At 66.5% G+C, this 17,555-nt stretch carries 6 protein-coding genes; 2 read left to right on the top strand and 4 right to left on the bottom strand.

Translation table 11 applies throughout. From position 1 onward, the window contains the following. Nucleotides 1–23: 23 nt before the first annotated feature. Nucleotides 24–566, top strand: coding sequence for a YaeQ family protein (locus ACW2Q0_RS16590; protein ID WP_457191007.1), 543 nt, complete (start codon nucleotides 24–26; stop codon nucleotides 564–566). A gap of 10 nt (nucleotides 567–576) precedes the next feature. Here the strand turns inward: ACW2Q0_RS16590 and ACW2Q0_RS16585 are convergent, their stop codons facing one another. Continuing rightward, entirely contained in the window at nucleotides 577–903 is a 327-nt protein-coding gene (locus ACW2Q0_RS16585) for a hypothetical protein (protein WP_457191006.1), read from the bottom strand. A 287-nt stretch (nucleotides 904–1,190) separates the two neighbouring features. Here ACW2Q0_RS16585 and ACW2Q0_RS16580 point away from each other — a divergent pair, with 287 nt between their 5' ends. Continuing rightward, nucleotides 1,191–1,526 carry an RNA polymerase-binding protein RbpA gene (locus tag ACW2Q0_RS16580; RefSeq protein ID WP_457191004.1) on the top strand — a complete coding sequence of 112 codons (336 nt, stop codon included), beginning with the start codon at nucleotides 1,191–1,193 and terminating at the stop codon, nucleotides 1,524–1,526. 124 nt (nucleotides 1,527–1,650) lie between these two features. Here the strand turns inward: ACW2Q0_RS16580 and ACW2Q0_RS16575 are convergent, their stop codons facing one another. The 3 genes from ACW2Q0_RS16575 to ACW2Q0_RS16565 all read right to left on the bottom strand — a co-directional run bounded on the left by ACW2Q0_RS16575 (nucleotide 1,651) and on the right by ACW2Q0_RS16565 (nucleotide 17,382). Next, nucleotides 1,651–2,433 (bottom strand): ABC transporter permease, encoded by a 783-nt coding sequence (locus tag ACW2Q0_RS16575; protein WP_457191207.1) that lies wholly within the window; start codon nucleotides 2,431–2,433, stop codon nucleotides 1,651–1,653. Nucleotides 2,434–2,516: 83 nt separating this feature from the next. Then, a complete protein-coding gene (locus tag ACW2Q0_RS16570; RefSeq protein ID WP_457191002.1) occupies nucleotides 2,517–3,503 on the bottom strand; it encodes an ATP-binding cassette domain-containing protein in 987 nt (328 codons plus the stop codon). Between the two features lie 235 nt (nucleotides 3,504–3,738). Next, entirely contained in the window at nucleotides 3,739–17,382 is a 13,644-nt protein-coding gene (locus ACW2Q0_RS16565; protein ID WP_457191000.1) for an amino acid adenylation domain-containing protein, read from the bottom strand. Nucleotides 17,383–17,555 lie beyond the last annotated feature (173 nt).

Genomic DNA, 17,555 nt, shown 5'->3' with positions numbered 1-17,555 from the left:
CCCACCATTAAGCTTCTGCTCCTATGGCCCTCAGCGCGACACTGCACAACTTCACCGTCCAACTCGCCGACGTCGACCGTGCGGTCTACCAGGAGTTGGAGCTGCGGGTTGCGCGCCACCCGTCCGAAACCGCCGAATTCATGCTGACGCGAGTGCTCGCCTATTGCCTCGAATACGAGCAGGGCATTGCCTTCAGCGACGGCGGTGTTTCGTCGACCGACGAGCCCGCGGTGTTGGTGCGCGATCTCACCGGACAGCTCACCGCTTGGATCGAGGTCGGCGCACCCGACGCAGATCGCGTACACCGCGGCAGCAAATCGGCTGAGCGCGTTGCAATCTACACCCATCGCGACCCGGCCAAGGTGCTCGCGCAGCTCACCGGGAAGCGGATCCACCGCGCCGAAACGATCCCGCTGTACAGCTTCGATCGTGAATTCATCGATGCCGCGGTGGCGGTGATCGAACGCCGCAACACCATGTCGCTATCTATTACCGAACGTCTGCTGTACCTGGATCTCAATGGCATGGGCATGCGCACATCGGTCGACGAGCGCAGGCTCGCCTAGCGGTCGACGGTCAACGCAGCCGCTCGGCCTCGCGGGTGAGGGTCAACAGCGTGGCGCTGAGGGCTGTCAACTCCTCGTTGTCGGCGCCCTCACCGATAGCGGTGGCGACGTCCTCGGCGGCACAGCGGGCGGCGAACCAGCGGTCGGCCAGATCGGCCGCTTCCTGGGCGCTCAGTACCACCGAATCCCCCGGAATTCCGGTTCCCTTCAGGCTGTTGCGGTGTTCGTAGGCGCGTTGGCGACAGGACTGACGGCAGTACCGGCGACGACGCCCGGCTTCCGATTCGACGATCTCCCGCCCACACCACAGGCAGCAGGACAGCAAGCGGCGCGACATGAGGCAGAACCCTAATGGTTACCGACCGCATGGGGCTCCCGACCCTGGTTTATCGGCGCGGCGCGGGCGTGGCGGAGTCCAGCCCGGGCACCGACTACAATGGAACGGTTGGCCCGGCGCTGGCGACTGCTTGCGGGTCGCTCGAAAGGGTCAGTGCCGATGGGGAACTATTGGCGCAGGCACGATCGTTACATCTAAGGTCCAGCGAGCGGCACGCGTTCGTCCGGCAGTCCGATGAAGGCCGCGGCCGCAGCGCAACAAGACTCGAGCACAGGGAGAGGCACACCATGGCAGATCGCGTACTCCGGGGCAGTCGGCTCGGAGCGGTGAGCTACGAAACCGATCGCGACCACGACCTGGCCCCGCGGCGGATTGCTCGGTACCGGACCGATAACGGCGAAGAGTTCGACGTGCCATTCGCCGATGACGCCGAGATCCCGCCGACCTGGCTCTGCCGCAACGGCCAGGAGGGCGCCCTCATGGAGGGCAGCACCCAGGAGACCAAGAAGGCCAAGCCGCCGCGCACGCACTGGGACATGCTGCTGGAGCGCCGCAGCAAGGAGGAGCTCGAGGAGCTGCTGAAAGAGCGGCTGGATCTGCTGAAGACTCGGCGTCGGGTCTAGGTCCCGAGGCCTCCCAGGCGGCGGTCGAGGACAGAACGCCACCGGAAAGACCTTCGAAGACGGTGTAAGGCCGCTCGCACCAAACTGGTGCCAGCGGCCTTTGTCGTACCCGCGTTCGTGTCTGCTACTTGCTGGCGACCTTGCGGTAGCGCAGCAGAGCCAACGGCACGACAACCACCAGAATGGCGAGAGAACACGTCACCGCGTATTCGATGCAGTGGTCGGCGGGCCAGCCGGTTGGCGTGCCGAAGGTGGGAGGTGCGCTGTTGTCGAAGAGCTTGCGACCGGCGGCGGAAACCGCCGTGATGGGATTCCATTCCGCGACGGTGCGCAGCGGGCCGGGCAGCGATTCCGCGGAAATGAAGGCAGAGGAGATGAAGGTCAGCGGAAACAGCCAGATCAGGCCCGCGCTTTGCGCGACTTCGACGGTGGGTGAGAACAGACCGGTGATCGCCCCGACCCAGGACATAGCGAAAGCGAACAGCAGGATTATCGCGAAAGCCAGTACGGCATCGGCGATCCCGCCATTGATGCGCCAGCCGACGATATAACCGCAGACGACCATGACGGCCACGCTCAGGATATTCACCACCAGATCCGACAGTGTGCGCCCCATCAGCACCGCCAGCCGCGACATCGGCAGCGTGCGCATGCGGTCGATGATGCCCTTCTCCAGATCACCCGCGAGGCCGACAGTGGTGAAGGCGGCATTGAAAGCGACTGTCTGGGTGAAGATTCCAGCGAGCAGGAACTCGCGATATTGGCCGCCGCCGAGTGAGGCACCAAAGATGTAGGCGAACAGGAAGACGAACATCAGCGGCTGGATCGTCGCGGTCACCAAGAAGGTCGGAACCCGCAGGATGGTCAGCAGATTCCGGTAGGCAACTATGGCGCTATCCCGGATGATCCGGGCGCGTGGCTGCGGAATCTCCTGCGGTGATTCGGTTTTCGCGGTCGGTTCCGCTTCTGCGCGCGCGACTGCGGTACTCATCAAGACAAGATCTCCTCTTGTACATCGTCGGTTTCCAGCTCGGGTTCGTGCGCAGCGGTGCCGGTGAGCGACAGGAAAACGTCGTCCAGAGTGGGCCGGTGCACGCCGGCGTCGACCACGCACACTCCGGCATCGTCGAGCCTGCGCAGCGCTTCGACCATGGTGCGGGAGCCGTCGGCCACCACGATGGAGACTTCGTCCGCGCCGCGATCGTGGGCCGGCTCACCGATACCGACCTGCGCGAGGATCGTCAGCGCCGGGAGGATGTCCTGGCCCGGGGCCAGTGTGACGGTAAGCCGGTCGCCGCCGATGGAGGTCTTGAGCTCGTCGGCCGAACCTTTGGCGATGACCCGCCCGCGATCGATGACCGTGATGCGGTCGGCGAGTTGGTCGGCTTCTTCCAGATACTGGGTGGTGAGCAGCACCGTGGTGCCGTCGTCGACGAGATCGCCGATGACGCCCCACATATCGAGACGGCCACGCGGATCCAGCCCGGTGGTCGGCTCGTCTAGCACCACCACCGCGGGCCGCGCCACCAAGGCCCCGGCCAGATCGAGCCGCCGCGCCATACCGCCGGAATAGGTACCCGCCCGCCGGTGCGCGGCGTGGTCCAAGCCGAAAGAGCTCAGCAACTCCGCGGCGCGAGAGGTGGCCTGCCGCTGTGACATTCCGTACAGCCGCGCCACCATGCGCAGGTTCTCGTATCCGGTCAGGTTGGCATCGACGGCCGCGTACTGACCGGACAGCCCGATGCGCCGTCGCGCGGCCGCCGGATCGCGCAAGACGTCGATACCCGCCACTCGCACCGATCCGGCACAGGGCCGCAGCAGGGTGGTCACGATGCGCACCGTCGTCGTCTTACCCGCGCCGTTCGGCCCGAGCAGCGCCATCACCGTGCCCGCCGGAATCTGCAGGTCCACCTCATCCAGCACGCGGACTCGGCCGTAATTCTTGACCAGGCCGAGCACCTCCACCGCGAGACTCACGACGCCACCCGCCACGCCATCGCCCCCGGTGCCCGCATTCTCGCCGGGCCTGCCACGGACTGTGTACGGCCTGTCAATTCTCCGCATTCGCTCAAGATTCGCTCCTCCTCCGCTCTCGGCACCGGCGTCCCGGCCCGCGTGGTCGTCGGCGATATCTCGCCTGGATCCGACTCGGTGACACCAGGTTTCGTCGATGCACAGGGGTGCTGGCTTATGGGCTGTTCGAAACGCTCGCTCACGACCGCGCCTCCGGCCCCGGTGCGCCGTCCAGATGCTCGTTGAGCACCGGACCGATGACGGCCAATGATTCCGGTGTCGTCATGGCCGAGTGCCGGCACGGCACGTCGTGGTTGTGAATGGTGCCGGTGACGAATGGTGCCCACGCCGCGGCGCAGCGGGTCGGGTCGGTGTGGTTGATCTCGTCATCGGCCGCAGTGAAGAAGAGCAAGTCACCGTCGAAGGGCCGGGGGCGGAAGCCGTGGGCCAAGACAGTGCCATTGGTGTAGCCCGCGTAGAGGTGCTCCAGGTGTTCGACCGTCAGGGCGGCGAACGGTCCGGGACGCGAGCGTAGCAGTTCGGCGGCATCGCGCAGGGTCATATGCGGGTCGAGATCGGCGGCATCGGCGGCGCTGCCGAATTCACCGATGATCTCGGCCACCGTGGGGATCGCATGCTCGAGCCATTCGTCGGTGAGCTGGTAGCTGTCCATCATCGACAGCAGCGCGACCTGCTCGCCCGCCTCCTGCAGCTGGACCGCCATCTCATGCGCGATCAGACCGCCCAGCGACCAGCCGAGCAGGTGGTATGGCCCTTCGGGCTGGATCGACTTGATATGCGCCACATAGCTTTCCGCAGCCGCACCGATCGAATCGAACCCGTCCTCGCCCGCGACATGCGGTGCCTGCAATCCGTACACCGGACGGTCGGCGGGCAGATGTGCGAGCAGGCCCGAGTAGCACCAGGAAAGCCCGATCGCGGGATGGATGCAGAACAGTGGGGCCCGGCTCGCGGCAGTGCGGGCGCGGATCGGCAGCACCGGATCCAGCGACGTGGCGACGGCCGCGCCGGTGTTACCGGTTCCGTCCAGCCGCGCCGCGATGGCGGCCGGAGTCGAATCGCCGAACATCAGCTGCACCGGGAGATCGATCCCGTTGGCGCGCAGCTGCGCTACGACCTTGGTGGCCAGCAGCGAGTTGCCGCCGAGTTCGAAGAATCCATCGTCGACACCCACCGTTTCGACACCGAGCACCGTCGCGAAGGCGGCACACAGCTGCTCCTCGATCGGGGTGGTCGGCGCCCGATAGCCCTCACTCGCGCTGAAGACCGGTTCCGGCAACGCGTTTCGGTCGAGCTTACCGACCGGGCTGAGCGGAACCTCCTCGATCAGCATGATCGATTGCGGCACCATATAATTCGGCACCCGCTCGGCGAGATGTTCGGTGAGCTCGGCCGCACTCGGCGCCATTCCATGGTACGGCTTCACATACGACACCAATGCCGTCGCACCGGCGGGGGTCCGATAACCGATGGTCGTCGAGAACTCCACCGCCGCGTGCCGCGCGAGCGCGGTATCGATCTCGCCGAGTTCGATGCGGAAGCCGCGGATCTTCACCTGATGGTCGGTGCGGCCGAGGTATTCGATTTCCCGGGCCGAGTCACGGCTGTGTCCGAACCAGCGCACCAGATCGCCGGTGCGATACATCCTTTCACCCGGCTTGCCGTAGGGATTGGCGATGAACCGCTGCGCGGTCAGACCCGGACGGTTCAGATAGCCCCGTGCCAGCGCACTGCCCGCCAGGTGCAGTTCACCGGTCACCCCGACCGGTGCCGGATGCAGCCGGCCATCGAGGATGGTCGCGTTGACGCCGCGGATCGGCCCGCCGATCGTGATCGGCCCATCCGGTGTCAGGGGCTGGGAGATCACCGTGACAATGGTGGTCTCGGTCGGCCCGTACACGTTGTACAGATTGCGTCCGGGCGCCCAGCGGGTCACCAGCTCCGGCGGCAACGCCTCACCACCCACCAGTACATGCGCCAATTCGGTGACCCCGGTCGGATCTACCGTGCCGAGTGCCGATGTGGTGATGAAGGCGTGCGTGATCGCCTCCTCGATGAACACCCGGCCCAGTTCTGCCCCGCCGACCACACCCGGTGGCGTGATCACCAGCGTCGCCGCACCGCCCAGTGCGAACAGCAGATCGAGCATGGCGGCGTCGAAGCTCGGCGTCGCGAAATGCAGGACCCGGCAACCCGGATGCACCTCGAAGCGCTGCGCGGTCTCGGCGGCGAAGTTCGACAGGCCACCATGGGTGACTACGACGCCTTTTGGTGTGCCGGTCGAGCCGGAGGTGTAGATGACGTAGGCCGGATTATCCACCCGCAGCACACTGGTCCGCTCGCCCACACTGATCGGCGCATCGGAGGTATCCAACACTCGCGTGCGGATTTCGGGATCGTCGAGCACGATCCACTCGGCATCACCGGGCATCTGATCGCGGTGCTCGGCCAGCGTGATGCCCAGTGCCGCGCCGGAATCGGTGAGCATATGGGAGATCCGTTGCGCCGGATACAGCGGATCGACCGGCACGAATGCCGCACCCGCCTTGGCCACCGCGAGCATTGTCGCCACCGATTCGATCGAACGCGGAATCCCCAGTGCCACCAGCCTTTCCGGGCCGACTCCGCGTTCGACGAGCACCCGTGCCAGCCGGTTGGTCCAGCGGTCGAGCGCCTCGTAGCTCACCTCGGTATCGCCCGAGCGCAGTGCGATGGCCTTGCGGTCGATATTCACCGCGGTCTCGAACACCTCCGGGAAGGTGACCGGCCGGTCCGCTTCGGCACCGCGCACCGGGGCCAGCCCGGACCATTCGGCGGGATCGAGGAGCTCGAGATCACCTACAGCGGTGGTCGGATTCGCGGCGACGCCGGTGAGGAGCCGGATCAGTCGCTTGCCGAGCCGCTGTGCGGTCTCCTCGTCGAACAGATCGCTCGCGTAGTTGACCGACAGGGTGATACCGCCGGGTTCCTTTGTGTCGGTCTGGGATTCGGTCAGCGTGAACTGCAGATCGAACTTCGCGATACCGGTGTCGATATCCTGCGCCTCGATGCGCAGTCCGAGCAGCTCGAGCACCCGCAGCGGATGGTTCTGCACCGAGAGCATCACCTGGAACATCGGGTGATGGGCCTGTGAGCGGACCGGATTGAGCACCTCTACGAGGCGCTCGAACGGCAGATCCGCGTGCGCGAACGCGTCCAGATCGCCATCGCGCACGGCGTGTAGCAGGTCGGTGAACCTGGCATCCGGATCGATCCGGGTGCGCAGCACCAGGGTGTTGACGAACATGCCGACCATCCGGTCCAGCTCGGGGTGGCCACCGCGGCCCGCGATCGGTGTGCCGACGGTGATATCGTCGGTCGCGGTCATCCGGTGCAGCAGTACCGCGAGCGCGGCGTGCAGCAACATGAACATGCTGACGTTGTTGGCGGTGGCAATCGTGCGCAGTTCCCGGTGGGTCAAGGCGTCGATCGCGCACTCGACATCGCCGCCACGATAGGTCGGCACGGGCGGGCGCGGCCGGTCCGCGGGCAAGTTCAGCAGCTCCGGAATTCCGTCCAGGGTGCCCCGCCAGTAGTCGAGCTGGCGGCACACCACCGAATCGGGATCGTCCTCGGCGCCGAGCGTGTCCTGTTGCCAGAGCGTGTAATCCGCGTACTGGATCTCCGATTCCGGCCAGTCCGGCGTCGTCCCGTCGCACGCGGCCGCATAGGCTGCGGCCACATCGGCGGCCAACGGTGCCAGCGACCAGCCGTCCATCGCGATGTGGTGCACGACGAGCACCAGCACGTGCTCGGTCGACTCCCCCGCGCCCCGGTCGGTGGATCGGTCCGCATCATCGACGGCGATGAGTGCCGCGCGCAACGGCACCGTCGACGCCAGATCGAATCCCGGAGCCGCGAAACTCTGTACCGCGCCGGATATTTCGGACCTCGGCAGCGCCGCGACGGACAGCGTAACCGCGGCATCGGCCGGGTCGAGAATCCGCTGCGCGGGTTCCCCATCGACTTCCGGGAACACCGTCCGCAGCGTCTCGTGCCGCTGCTGCACCGCGCGCAAGGCCCGCTCGAGCGCATCGACATCGAGCTCGCCGCGCAACCGCAGCACCACGGGGATGTTGTAGGCCCCGTCGGCGTTACCCGCACTGTCCCCGACCTGGTTGAACCGGTTCAAGAACCACAGTCGATGCTGCGCCGCCGACAATGGGATCCGCTGCGGCCGATCGCGGCGCACCAGCTCCGGCCGGGCGTCCGCATCGGATCCGGCATCGAGCAGCGCCGCGAGCTCGGCGACCGTCGGCGTGGTGAAGACGGTGCGCACCTCCAGCCGGGTATTGGTCGCCGCGGTCAGCCTGGCCACCAGTTGCGTTGCCAGCAGCGAGTTTCCGCCGATATCGAAGAAGCTGTCATCGGCGCTCACGGCGTCGACGCCGACCAACTCGCCCATCACCTCGGCGACCAGCCGCTCGGTGTCGGTCGCGGGTGCGCGCTGTGCCGTGCGCGCCGTCAGCTGCGGTTCCGGCAGTGCGGCGACGTCCAACTTACCGGTCGGGGTCAGCGGAATCCCGTCCAGCACCGTAATACTCGCCGGAACCATATGTGCGGGAAGCTGTCCGGCGACCCGGGCGCGCACCGCGTCGATATCCGGGGTTATCCCGTCGGTGGGCTGGATGAACGAAACGATCCGATCCGCACCCGCGATGTGGCGCACCTCGGTGTGCGCGAACCGTACCTGCTCGTGTGCGACGAGCGCATCGGTGATCTCGCCGAGTTCGATGCGGAAGCCGCGCACCTTGACCTGATGGTCGCTGCGCCCGAGGTAGACGATCTCACCCGCCGCATTCCAGCGCACCACGTCACCGCTGCGATACATCCGCGACCCGGGCGATCCGAAGGGGTCGGCGACGAATCGCGTCGCGGTGAGCTCGAACCGGTCGAGATACCCACGCGTGACACCGAATCCGCCGAGGTACAGATCGCCGGGCACGCCGACCGGCACGGGGCGCAGCCGCTCGTCGAGCACCAGCGCCCGCGCACCGCGTAGCGGGGTGCCGATGGTGATCGGTCCGCCGATCGTCATCGGCTCGGAGATCGTGATGATGACGGTGGTTTCGGTCGGGCCGTATACGTTGTGCATCTGCCGTCCCGGCGCCCAGCGGAGCACCAGCTCGGCCCCCAAGGCCTCGCCGCCCACCATCAGCGCACGCAGATGCGGCAATGACCACCGTTCCCGATCGATGGTGGCCAGCGCGGCCGGTGTGATGAATGTGTGAGTGACACGCTCGCGCTCCATCACCTCGGCCAGTTCGTCACCGCCGTAGACATCGGTCGGGACGATCACCATCGTCGCACCGGATCCGATCGCGACCAGCAGATCAAAGATGGCCGCGTCGAAGCTCGGGGACGAGAAATGCAGCGTGCGCGAATCCTTGTCGACCCGCATACGCTCGCGGAGCTCGTCGCCGAGGTTCGACAGGCCACTGTGCGTGACGGCCACCCCTTTGGGTTTGCCGGTCGAGCCCGAGGTGTAGATCACGTAGGCGAGATCGGCGATTTCGACGGGCCGCAAGCGTTCATAGTCGTCGACCAGGCAGTCTTCGAGTTCATCCAGTTCTTCGACGAATTCGGGAGCGTCCAGCAGCAGCCAGTCGGTGCCCGCGGTCGCGGGCAGCCGATCGGCGTGCTCGGCCAGTGTGACACCCACCCGGCACCCGGAATCGACCAGCATATGCCGCACCCGCTCGGCCGGATAGTTCGGATCCACCGGTACGAAGGCGGCACCGGACTTGGCGACCGCGAGCATCGTGACGACCGAGTCGACCGAGCGGGTCAGGCCGAGTGCCACCCGGTCCCCCGGTCCGAGCTCGCGCTCGATCAGCGCCCGTGCCAATCGATTCGAGCGCGCGTCGACCTCGGCGTAGGTCAGCGAGGTGCCGTTCGCGCGAATCGCGGTGCGCTGCGGATGCATATGCGCGGTGGCCGTGAAGTACGCCGCCAGCGTGCACTGCGGCGTGGTCGGGCCGCCGATGGCGGGGGTGAGCTGTCGACGCTCGAATTCGGTGCGCACATCGATATCCCGGACCAGCACCTTCGGCCCAGCGGTAATGGCCGCCAACACCGCCAGGAAGCGATCGGCCAAGGCCTTGACGGTCACTTCGTCGAAAAGCTCCGCAGCATAAACGAATTCGAAGGCACGCTCCGGCGCGTCCGGTTCGGCGACGCGGGCAGCGACCCGCAACTCCAGATCGAATTTGGCCAGCGCGATATCCAATTCCTCGGCACGCAACGCGAGGTCGGGCAGTTCGAGCAACGGGACCGGGCCATCCTGCACCGTCAGCGCCACCTGGAACAGCTGATGGCGAGTGCTGCCGCGCGCATCGCGCCCCAACTCCTCGACGATGCGTTCGAATGGAATGTCGGCATGCGCCATGGCGGCCAGCTCGTTATCCCGATCGGCGCGCAGCAGCGCCGCGAACGAGATATCGGGGTCGACATCCGAACGCAGTATCAGCGTGTTGACGAACATGCCGACCAGCTCGTCGAGCTGCGTATCGGTGCGCCCCGCGACCGGCGTGCCGATCACGATATCCCGACCGCCGGTAATGAACCGCAGCGTGACCGCGAGAGCCGAGCGCAGCACCATGAACATGCTGACACCCTGTTCGCGGGCGAGTTCGGCCAGCGCCCGCTGCATCGGCTCAGGCACGGTGAAGCACACCGAGCCCGCCTGCTGCGTCGGCTCGGCCGGCCGCGGCCGGTCGTAGGGCAACGGCAGTTCGTCGGGCAGATCCACCAGTGCGGTGCGCCAGTACGCGAGTTGCTCGCCCGCGAGGCTGTCGGGCTCGGCCTCGTCACCGAGGTGGGCGCGCTGCCACAGCCCGAAATCGGCGTACTGCACCGGAAGTGGTGTCCAAGTCGGTGCGAAACCCTCGCGCCGCGCCAGATACGCCGTGGCCAGATCCCTGGTCAGCGGGCCGAGTGACCAGCCGTCGGCGGCGATGTGATGTACCACGATACCGAGCAGATGCCGCCGAGAGTCGGTGCGCAGCAAAGTGATCCGCAGTGGGGTGTCCTTGGTGAGATCGAATCCGGTGCGAGCCATGGCCCGCAGTGCCTGCTCGGCGGCGCTCTCGTCGGCCACGACGGGCTCGACCACCGGCATGGCCTTGGCGGTCGGCAGCACCGACTGCTGGGCGCCGAGATTGTCCTGCGGGAACACGGTGCGCAGCACCTCGTGCCGCTCGACCACATCGGTCAGCGCCGCGCGCAGCGCCGCCGCATCCAGATCGCCGTCGATCCGAATGACGAATGCGATGTTGTAGGCGCTCGATTCGGGTGAGAATCGATTCAGGAACCACAGTCGCTGCTGCGGCAGCGACAATGGAATGCGTCCCGGACGCGGGGAGTGCACAGCCAGCGCCAACCGTTGCGTCCGGGGCGCTTCCGTTATCCGTTCCGCGATACCGGCCACCGTCGGCGCCTCGAAGATCAGCCGCACCGGCAGGTCGACGCCGAATTCCGCGTACAGTGCGGCGGCGAGGCGGGTGGCCAGCAGCGAGTTGCCACCGACCTCGAAGAAACTGTCCTCCGCTCCGGTCATCGGGCGACCGAGGATCTCGCCGAATGCGGCCGCGACGCGCTGCTCCAGTTCCGTACTCGGCGCACGCGAGGTACCTACCGCCGAGAAAACCGGTGTGGGCAGGGCCTTTCGGTCCAGTTTGCCCGCCTGGGTAACGGGCATCTCGTCGAGGACCGCGATCGAGGCGGGCACCATGTAACCGGGCAGCCGCTGACGCGCGGTCTCGGCGATATCGACGGCGTCGACTGGTTCGTCGGCGGTCACGTAGGAGACCAGGCGGGGCTGGCCGTGTTCATCGGTGTGCACGACGGTGAGCGCGGCGCTCACGCCCGGATGGGCGCGCAATACACTGTCGATTTCGCGCAGTTCGATGCGGAAGCCGCGGATCTTGATCTGATCGTCGGCGCGGCCGAGGAAGCGCAGCTGTCCGATCGGATCCGAGACCACGAGATCACCGGTGCGGTACATCCTTTCACCGCGCCGACCGAGCGGGTTGGCCGGGAAGCGCTGTGCGGTAAGGCCGTATCGGTCCAGGTAGCCGCGGGCCAGACCCGGGCCGGACAGGTACAGCTCGCCCGGGGTGCCCGGTGGCACGGGATGCAGCCGACCATCCAGCACGAAAAGCCGCATACCGCGCACCGGCATCCCGAGCGGCACCGGGCGCCCCGCCTGCATCGGGCCGCTGGCGGTCGCGGCGACGGTCGCCTCGGAAGGTCCGTACATATTGTGGATGCGGTGCCGGGCCGACCAGCGTTCGACCAGTTCCTCCGAGCACGCCTCACCACCGACGATGACAGCCTCGAGTTCGTCGAGCCCCGCCTCCGGCACGGTTGCCAGCGCGGCCGGGGTGATGAAGGCGTGGGTAACCCGCTCCGTGCGCAGCAGATCGGCGAGTTCCCTACCGCCGTACATGCCTGCGGGTGCGACCACGATGGTGGCCCCAGCGGCGAACCCGAGCAGCATCTCGAGCACCGACGCGTCGAAACTGGGCGAGGAGAAGTGCAGCGTTCGCGCCGAATCCGTGACACCGAACAGATGCATCTGCTCGTGTGCCAGCGATGCGATACCGGCATGGGTGACGATCACGGCCTTGGGCTTTCCGGTGGAACCCGAGGTGTAGATCAGGTAGGCGGGATGTCCAGAGCGCAGCGGGTAGTGGCGGTCCGCATCGGTGACGGGGGCGGTCGAGTAGCAGGCGGATTCGGTGGCCAGTTCATCCGAGCCCAGCACCAGCCAGTCGACATAGTTCTTGCGGTGCTTACCGCCCGCGGCGGGCCAGGCAGGCATGGTGGCCAGGGATTCCGGCACGGTCAACCCGAGCATGGCACCGGAATCGGCGATCATATGCTCGATCCGCTCAGCCGGGTAGCTCGGATCGATCGGCACATACGCCGCACCGGTTTTCGCCACGGCCCAGATGGCCGCGATGGAATCGAGGCTGCGCGGCAAGGCGATCGCCACGACGACCTCGGGTCCGGCACCGTGTTCGATCAGCGTGCGCGCCAGGCGGTTCGACATCTCGTCGAGTTCACGGTAGCTGGTGTCGCCACCCTCGTAGCGCACGGCGGTCGCATCCGGTAGCCGCTCCGCGATCTCGGTGAACAGCCGCGCCAAGGTGATCGAGGGCTCGCCGGGAGAACCGGCAATCGGTGCCAGCTTCGCGGCCTCGCGCCGGTCCAGGATGTTCAGGTCGCCGATCGGGCGATCCGGCTCGACGACGACAGCACCGAGCACGGCGATGAAGCGCCGGGCGAACGATTCGACCGTACGCTTGTCGAAAATATCTGTGGCATAGCCGAATTCGGCGTGCATCGGACCGTCGGCGACACCGTCGTGCAGCTCCAACTGCAGATCGAATTTGGCGATGTCCGCGGCGATCGGCAGCACCTGCGCCCGCACACCGGGCAAATCGATGCTCAGGTCCGGTGCGCGGTCATAGGACAGCATCACTTGGAACAGTGGGTGCCTGGCGGCGGAGCGCCCCGGGTTGACGAGTTCGACCAGCCGTTCGAACGGCACATCCGCATTGGCGAAGGCATTGAGATCGGTTTCGCGGACCACATCGAGCATCTGGTCGAATCCTGCGGCCGGGTCGACCTCGGTCCGCAGCACGAGTGTGTTGACGAACATGCCGACGAGATCGTCGAGTGCCGGATCCGAGCGGCCCGCGATCGGGGTGCCGATGGCGATATCGGTGCTCGCGCAGAGCCGCGCGAGCAGGGTGGCCAATGTGGCATGTAGCACCATGAACATGCTGACACCTCGACTGGCCGCGAGTTCGCCTGCGGCACGGCGGATCTCGGGTGCGATGGTGAATGCGACCCGGGCACCGTCGGTCGAGCGGCGCAGCGGGCGCGGCCGATCCAGCGGCAGATCGAGCTGGTCCGGCAGATCGATGAGGGCCGCGCGCCAGTAGGCGAGCTGGCGGCTCAGCGCACTCGCCGGATCGGCTTCCTCGCCGAGCAGTTCACGCTGCCACAGGGCGAAATCGGCGTACTGCACCGGCAGCGGGATCCACTGCGGTGCCGTGCCCTTCGCACGCGCGGCCACCGCCGACATCAGATCTCTGGCCAGTGGTGCGATCGACCAGCCGTCACCGCAGATGTGGTGCAGGACGATGAGGAATACGTGCCGATCCGGTCCGGTGCTCCACAGGGCTACCCGGATCGGTGCCTGGCTGCGCAGATCGAAGCCGTACCCGGCGAACTCTTCGGCGAGTGCGCGCGCGTCGGCGCCGGTGGCGTCGATCGGATCCAAGGTGAGTGGGATATCGGTGGCCGGATGCACGAGCTGATACGGACCTTCAGGCGTATCCGGGAAGGTGGTGCGCAGGGATTCGTGCCGTTCGATCACGTCGACGAGTCCGGCACGCAGCGCAATGCGATCGAGCGGTCCATCGATCTCCACTGCCAGCGGCATATTGTAGGCGGCGGCATGCTCGGCGAAGCGGTTGAGGATCCACAGCCGCTGCTGAGCCAGCGACAGCGGAATCCGCTGCGGCCGTGCGGCCGGCACCAGCTTCGGGGAAGACGCGTCCGGATTGTGCGTTGCGAAGCGCTCGATCAACGCGGCGATGGTCGAGGCCTCGAACAGGTCGCGGATGGTCAGTCCGGTACCGAGGGCGGCATTGATCCGCGCGACCGCGCGAGCGGCGATCAGCGAATTTCCGCCGAGATCGAAAAAGCCGTCCTCGATACCGATTCCGTCGAGGCCGAGAACTTCGGCGAAGATCCCGGCGAGCGCCCGCTCTACCTCGGTGCGGGGTTCGACGGTGAGCTGGCCGGACGGACGAGCGGCGGTGGGTTCCGGCAGCGCCTTGCGATCGATCTTTCCGTTCGGGCTCAGCGGTAGTTCGTCCAGCACCATCAGTACCGAGGGCACCAGGTAGCTGGGCAGCGTCCGACGCAATGCGTTCAGCAGCGCATTCCGGTCCAGTTCTTCCGAAAAGCCTTGGGCAGCAACAATATAGGCGACGAGTTCGTCGCCGGTGCGGCCGCGATGGGCCACGCAGACCGCGCGCGCGACCCGCTCGTCGGCCAGCAGTGCGGCCTCGATCTCGCCGAGTTCGATGCGCAGCCCGCGGATCTTGACCTGGAAGTCGCTGCGGCCCAGGTATTCGAGCACACCGCGCCCCGAATTCCCTTGGTGACCACCGAGATCCGGATCGCCCTGCCAGCGCGCCAGATCGCCGGTGCGGTACATCCGGGCGCCCGGTGTGAACGGGTTGGCCACGAAACGATCAGCGGTCAACCGGGATTGGCCGAGGTAACCGCGCGCCAGCTGGACACCCGCAAGGTACAGCTCGCCGGTGACCCCCGGCGGCACCGGCTGCAGGCGGGTGTCCAGGACGTAGGTCTGGGTGTTCCACACCGGCGAGCCGATCGGCACGGTATCCGGATCGGCCGGGCAGGGCCAGTAGGTGACATCCACGGCGGCCTCGGTCGGCCCGTACAGATTGTGCAGTTCCGGCCCGTGCAGAGCTTTGTGGAAATCACGAACGGTGGCCGCAGGCAATCCTTCACCGCTGCAGAACACCCGGCGCAATGTGGTGCAGCCGCGCACATCGGTATCGGTGACGAATACCGAAAGCATGGACGGCACGAAATGGGCTACGGTAATGGACTTTTCGGCGATTGTCCGGGCCAGGTAGGCGGGATCGCGATGGCCGTCGGGCGTCGCGATGACCAGTCGCGCACCGATCTGCAAGGGCCAGAAGAATTCCCAGACCGAGACGTCGAAGGTGGCCGGGGTCTTCTGCAGCACCGCATCGGTGGCATCGAGGCGATATTCGTGCTGCATCCAGCGCAACCGGTTCACGATCGCGGCGTGGGTTACGCCGACGCCCTTGGGTTTTCCGGTCGAGCCGGAGGTGAAGATGATGTACGCGAGATGATCGGCAAGCAGCGGCGCGAGACGGTCGGTGTCGGTGATCGGATGGGCATCGAAATCCGCGAGGTCGACCGTGTCGATCGCGATCACGTCGGCGTCCGCCGGCAGCGCGAGCTCGTCTCGGGCCGTGGTCAACACGCAGACCGGGTCGGCTTGTTCGAGGATCTGCTCGATTCGCTCGACCGGGTGATCGGTATCCAACGGCAGGTACGCCGCGCCCGCCTTAATGATCGCGTACATGCCGACGACCAGTTCGAGGCTGCGTCTCAGGTACAGGCCAACCACCGTCTCCGGGCCGGCGCCGCGCGCGATGAGCAGTCGAGCCAGCTGATTGGCACGCTCATCGAGTTCGCGGTAAGTCATTGTCTCGTTACCGAATTCGAGCGCGACCACATCCGCGCAGATGATCGCGCGCTCGGCGAACAGACCGGACAGTGTCCCCCGCTGCGGCGCGGTCTCGGTGGCGTTCCAGGTGCGCACCACGCGCTCGTGTTCGTCATCGGTAATCGCGATGAGACTCTCGGCGCGCACATCGGGGTCGGCGGTGAGGAATCGGGTCAGGAAGTCGAGGAACCGGCTGTGGTGTGCGGTGACCTCGGACTCCGAGTAGAGGTGTGGATTGGCCTCGAAGTCGAGATGGATGCGATCGCCCTCGCCGTTGTACAAATTGATGGACAGGTCCTCGACCGGGCCGGTGGCCAGCACATGCAGCGAGCCGAGCAGACTGCCGAACTTCAGCTCGTCGTGGAACAGCATGATGTTGACCATCGGGCCGAAGAACCCGCGCGCATCGCGGGAGTAACCGCAATCGCGGCGGATGTCGTCGTGCCGGTAAAGCTGGTGGCGCAGCGCACCGGTGATCTGCAATTCGGCGGCGCGCACCACATCGCGCACGGTGCTATCGGGATCGAAGCGCACCCGGATCGGCACCACGTTCGAGACCACGCCTGCCGAGCGGCGCAGCGCGACCGTGGTCCGCGCCGACACCGGCAGGCTCAGCACCACGTCGGGATTGCCGGTCACCGACCGCACATAGGCGGCCAGTGCGGCAACGAACATGGTCGAGCTGTGGGTCTCGAATTCGGCGGTGGCCGCGGTCATAGCAGCCTCGGCGCGTGCGTCCAGGACCGCGCAAGCACGCCGCCGCCCCGCGTCGGGGGCGGCGGTGAGGCCGTTCACGCTGGACAGAGTCATCGGTCCGCCCGCGCCCGCCAATTGCTCGAGCCAATAGTCGCGGTCGTTGCGGAACCGGCTGGAGTCACGGTAAGTGGATTCGTCCGCATAGATGGTGGCCAGCGGTGTGGCTCGGGATACCGCGGGTTCGGTGCGGTTCTCCAGCGCAGTATAGATCTCCGCGGTGCGGGTCAGTGCGTTCATCGCGCCGTAGCCGTCGATCACGATGTGATGGCCGCGCGCATACCAGATGTAGTCGAAATCGCCGGTCCGCAGCACGATGTTCGTGGTCAGCGGATCGTGCTCGAAATCGATCGGGGAGCTGGCGTGCTCGTTCATCCAGCGCAGCGCGGCAGCTTGTGGATCGGGCTCGTCGCGCAGATCGATGCGGGCCCAGCCCGGGCGGCGCGTGTGGTCGATCACCTGATGCGGGACACCGTCGATCTCGGCCAGACGCACATGTCCGACCTGCGTTTCGAAACCGAAGCGTTCGATCGAGTACAGCAGGCGTCCGACATCCAGGTCTCCGTGGATCTCGACATATTGCGCGATGGTCAGCGGGACATCCGGGCGGATTCGTTGGGCGTACCAGAGGGCGGTTTGCGCAGGCGACAGGGCGAATGGTTGTGCCGAGGATTCACCGGAAGAGCATTGGTCGACGCGATCGGTGGCCAATGACTTCATCAATCACTCCTTCTGCCGCTGTTGATGCACAACTCCCGAGCACCGTCACCGCAGGCGCGCACGCGCCAGCCGTAGGACGTGATCCACGCCCATAGATTCGGAGCATCGAATGCAGCGGATGGCCAGCGTTGCGGATTTGTTTCACTTCGAACGACGTTGGCAGCAAGGCACTT

Source organism: Nocardia citri, assembly GCF_054065835.1.
Note: the sequence above shows the minus strand (reverse complement) of the source record. Positions and strands in the feature narration are given on the sequence as shown.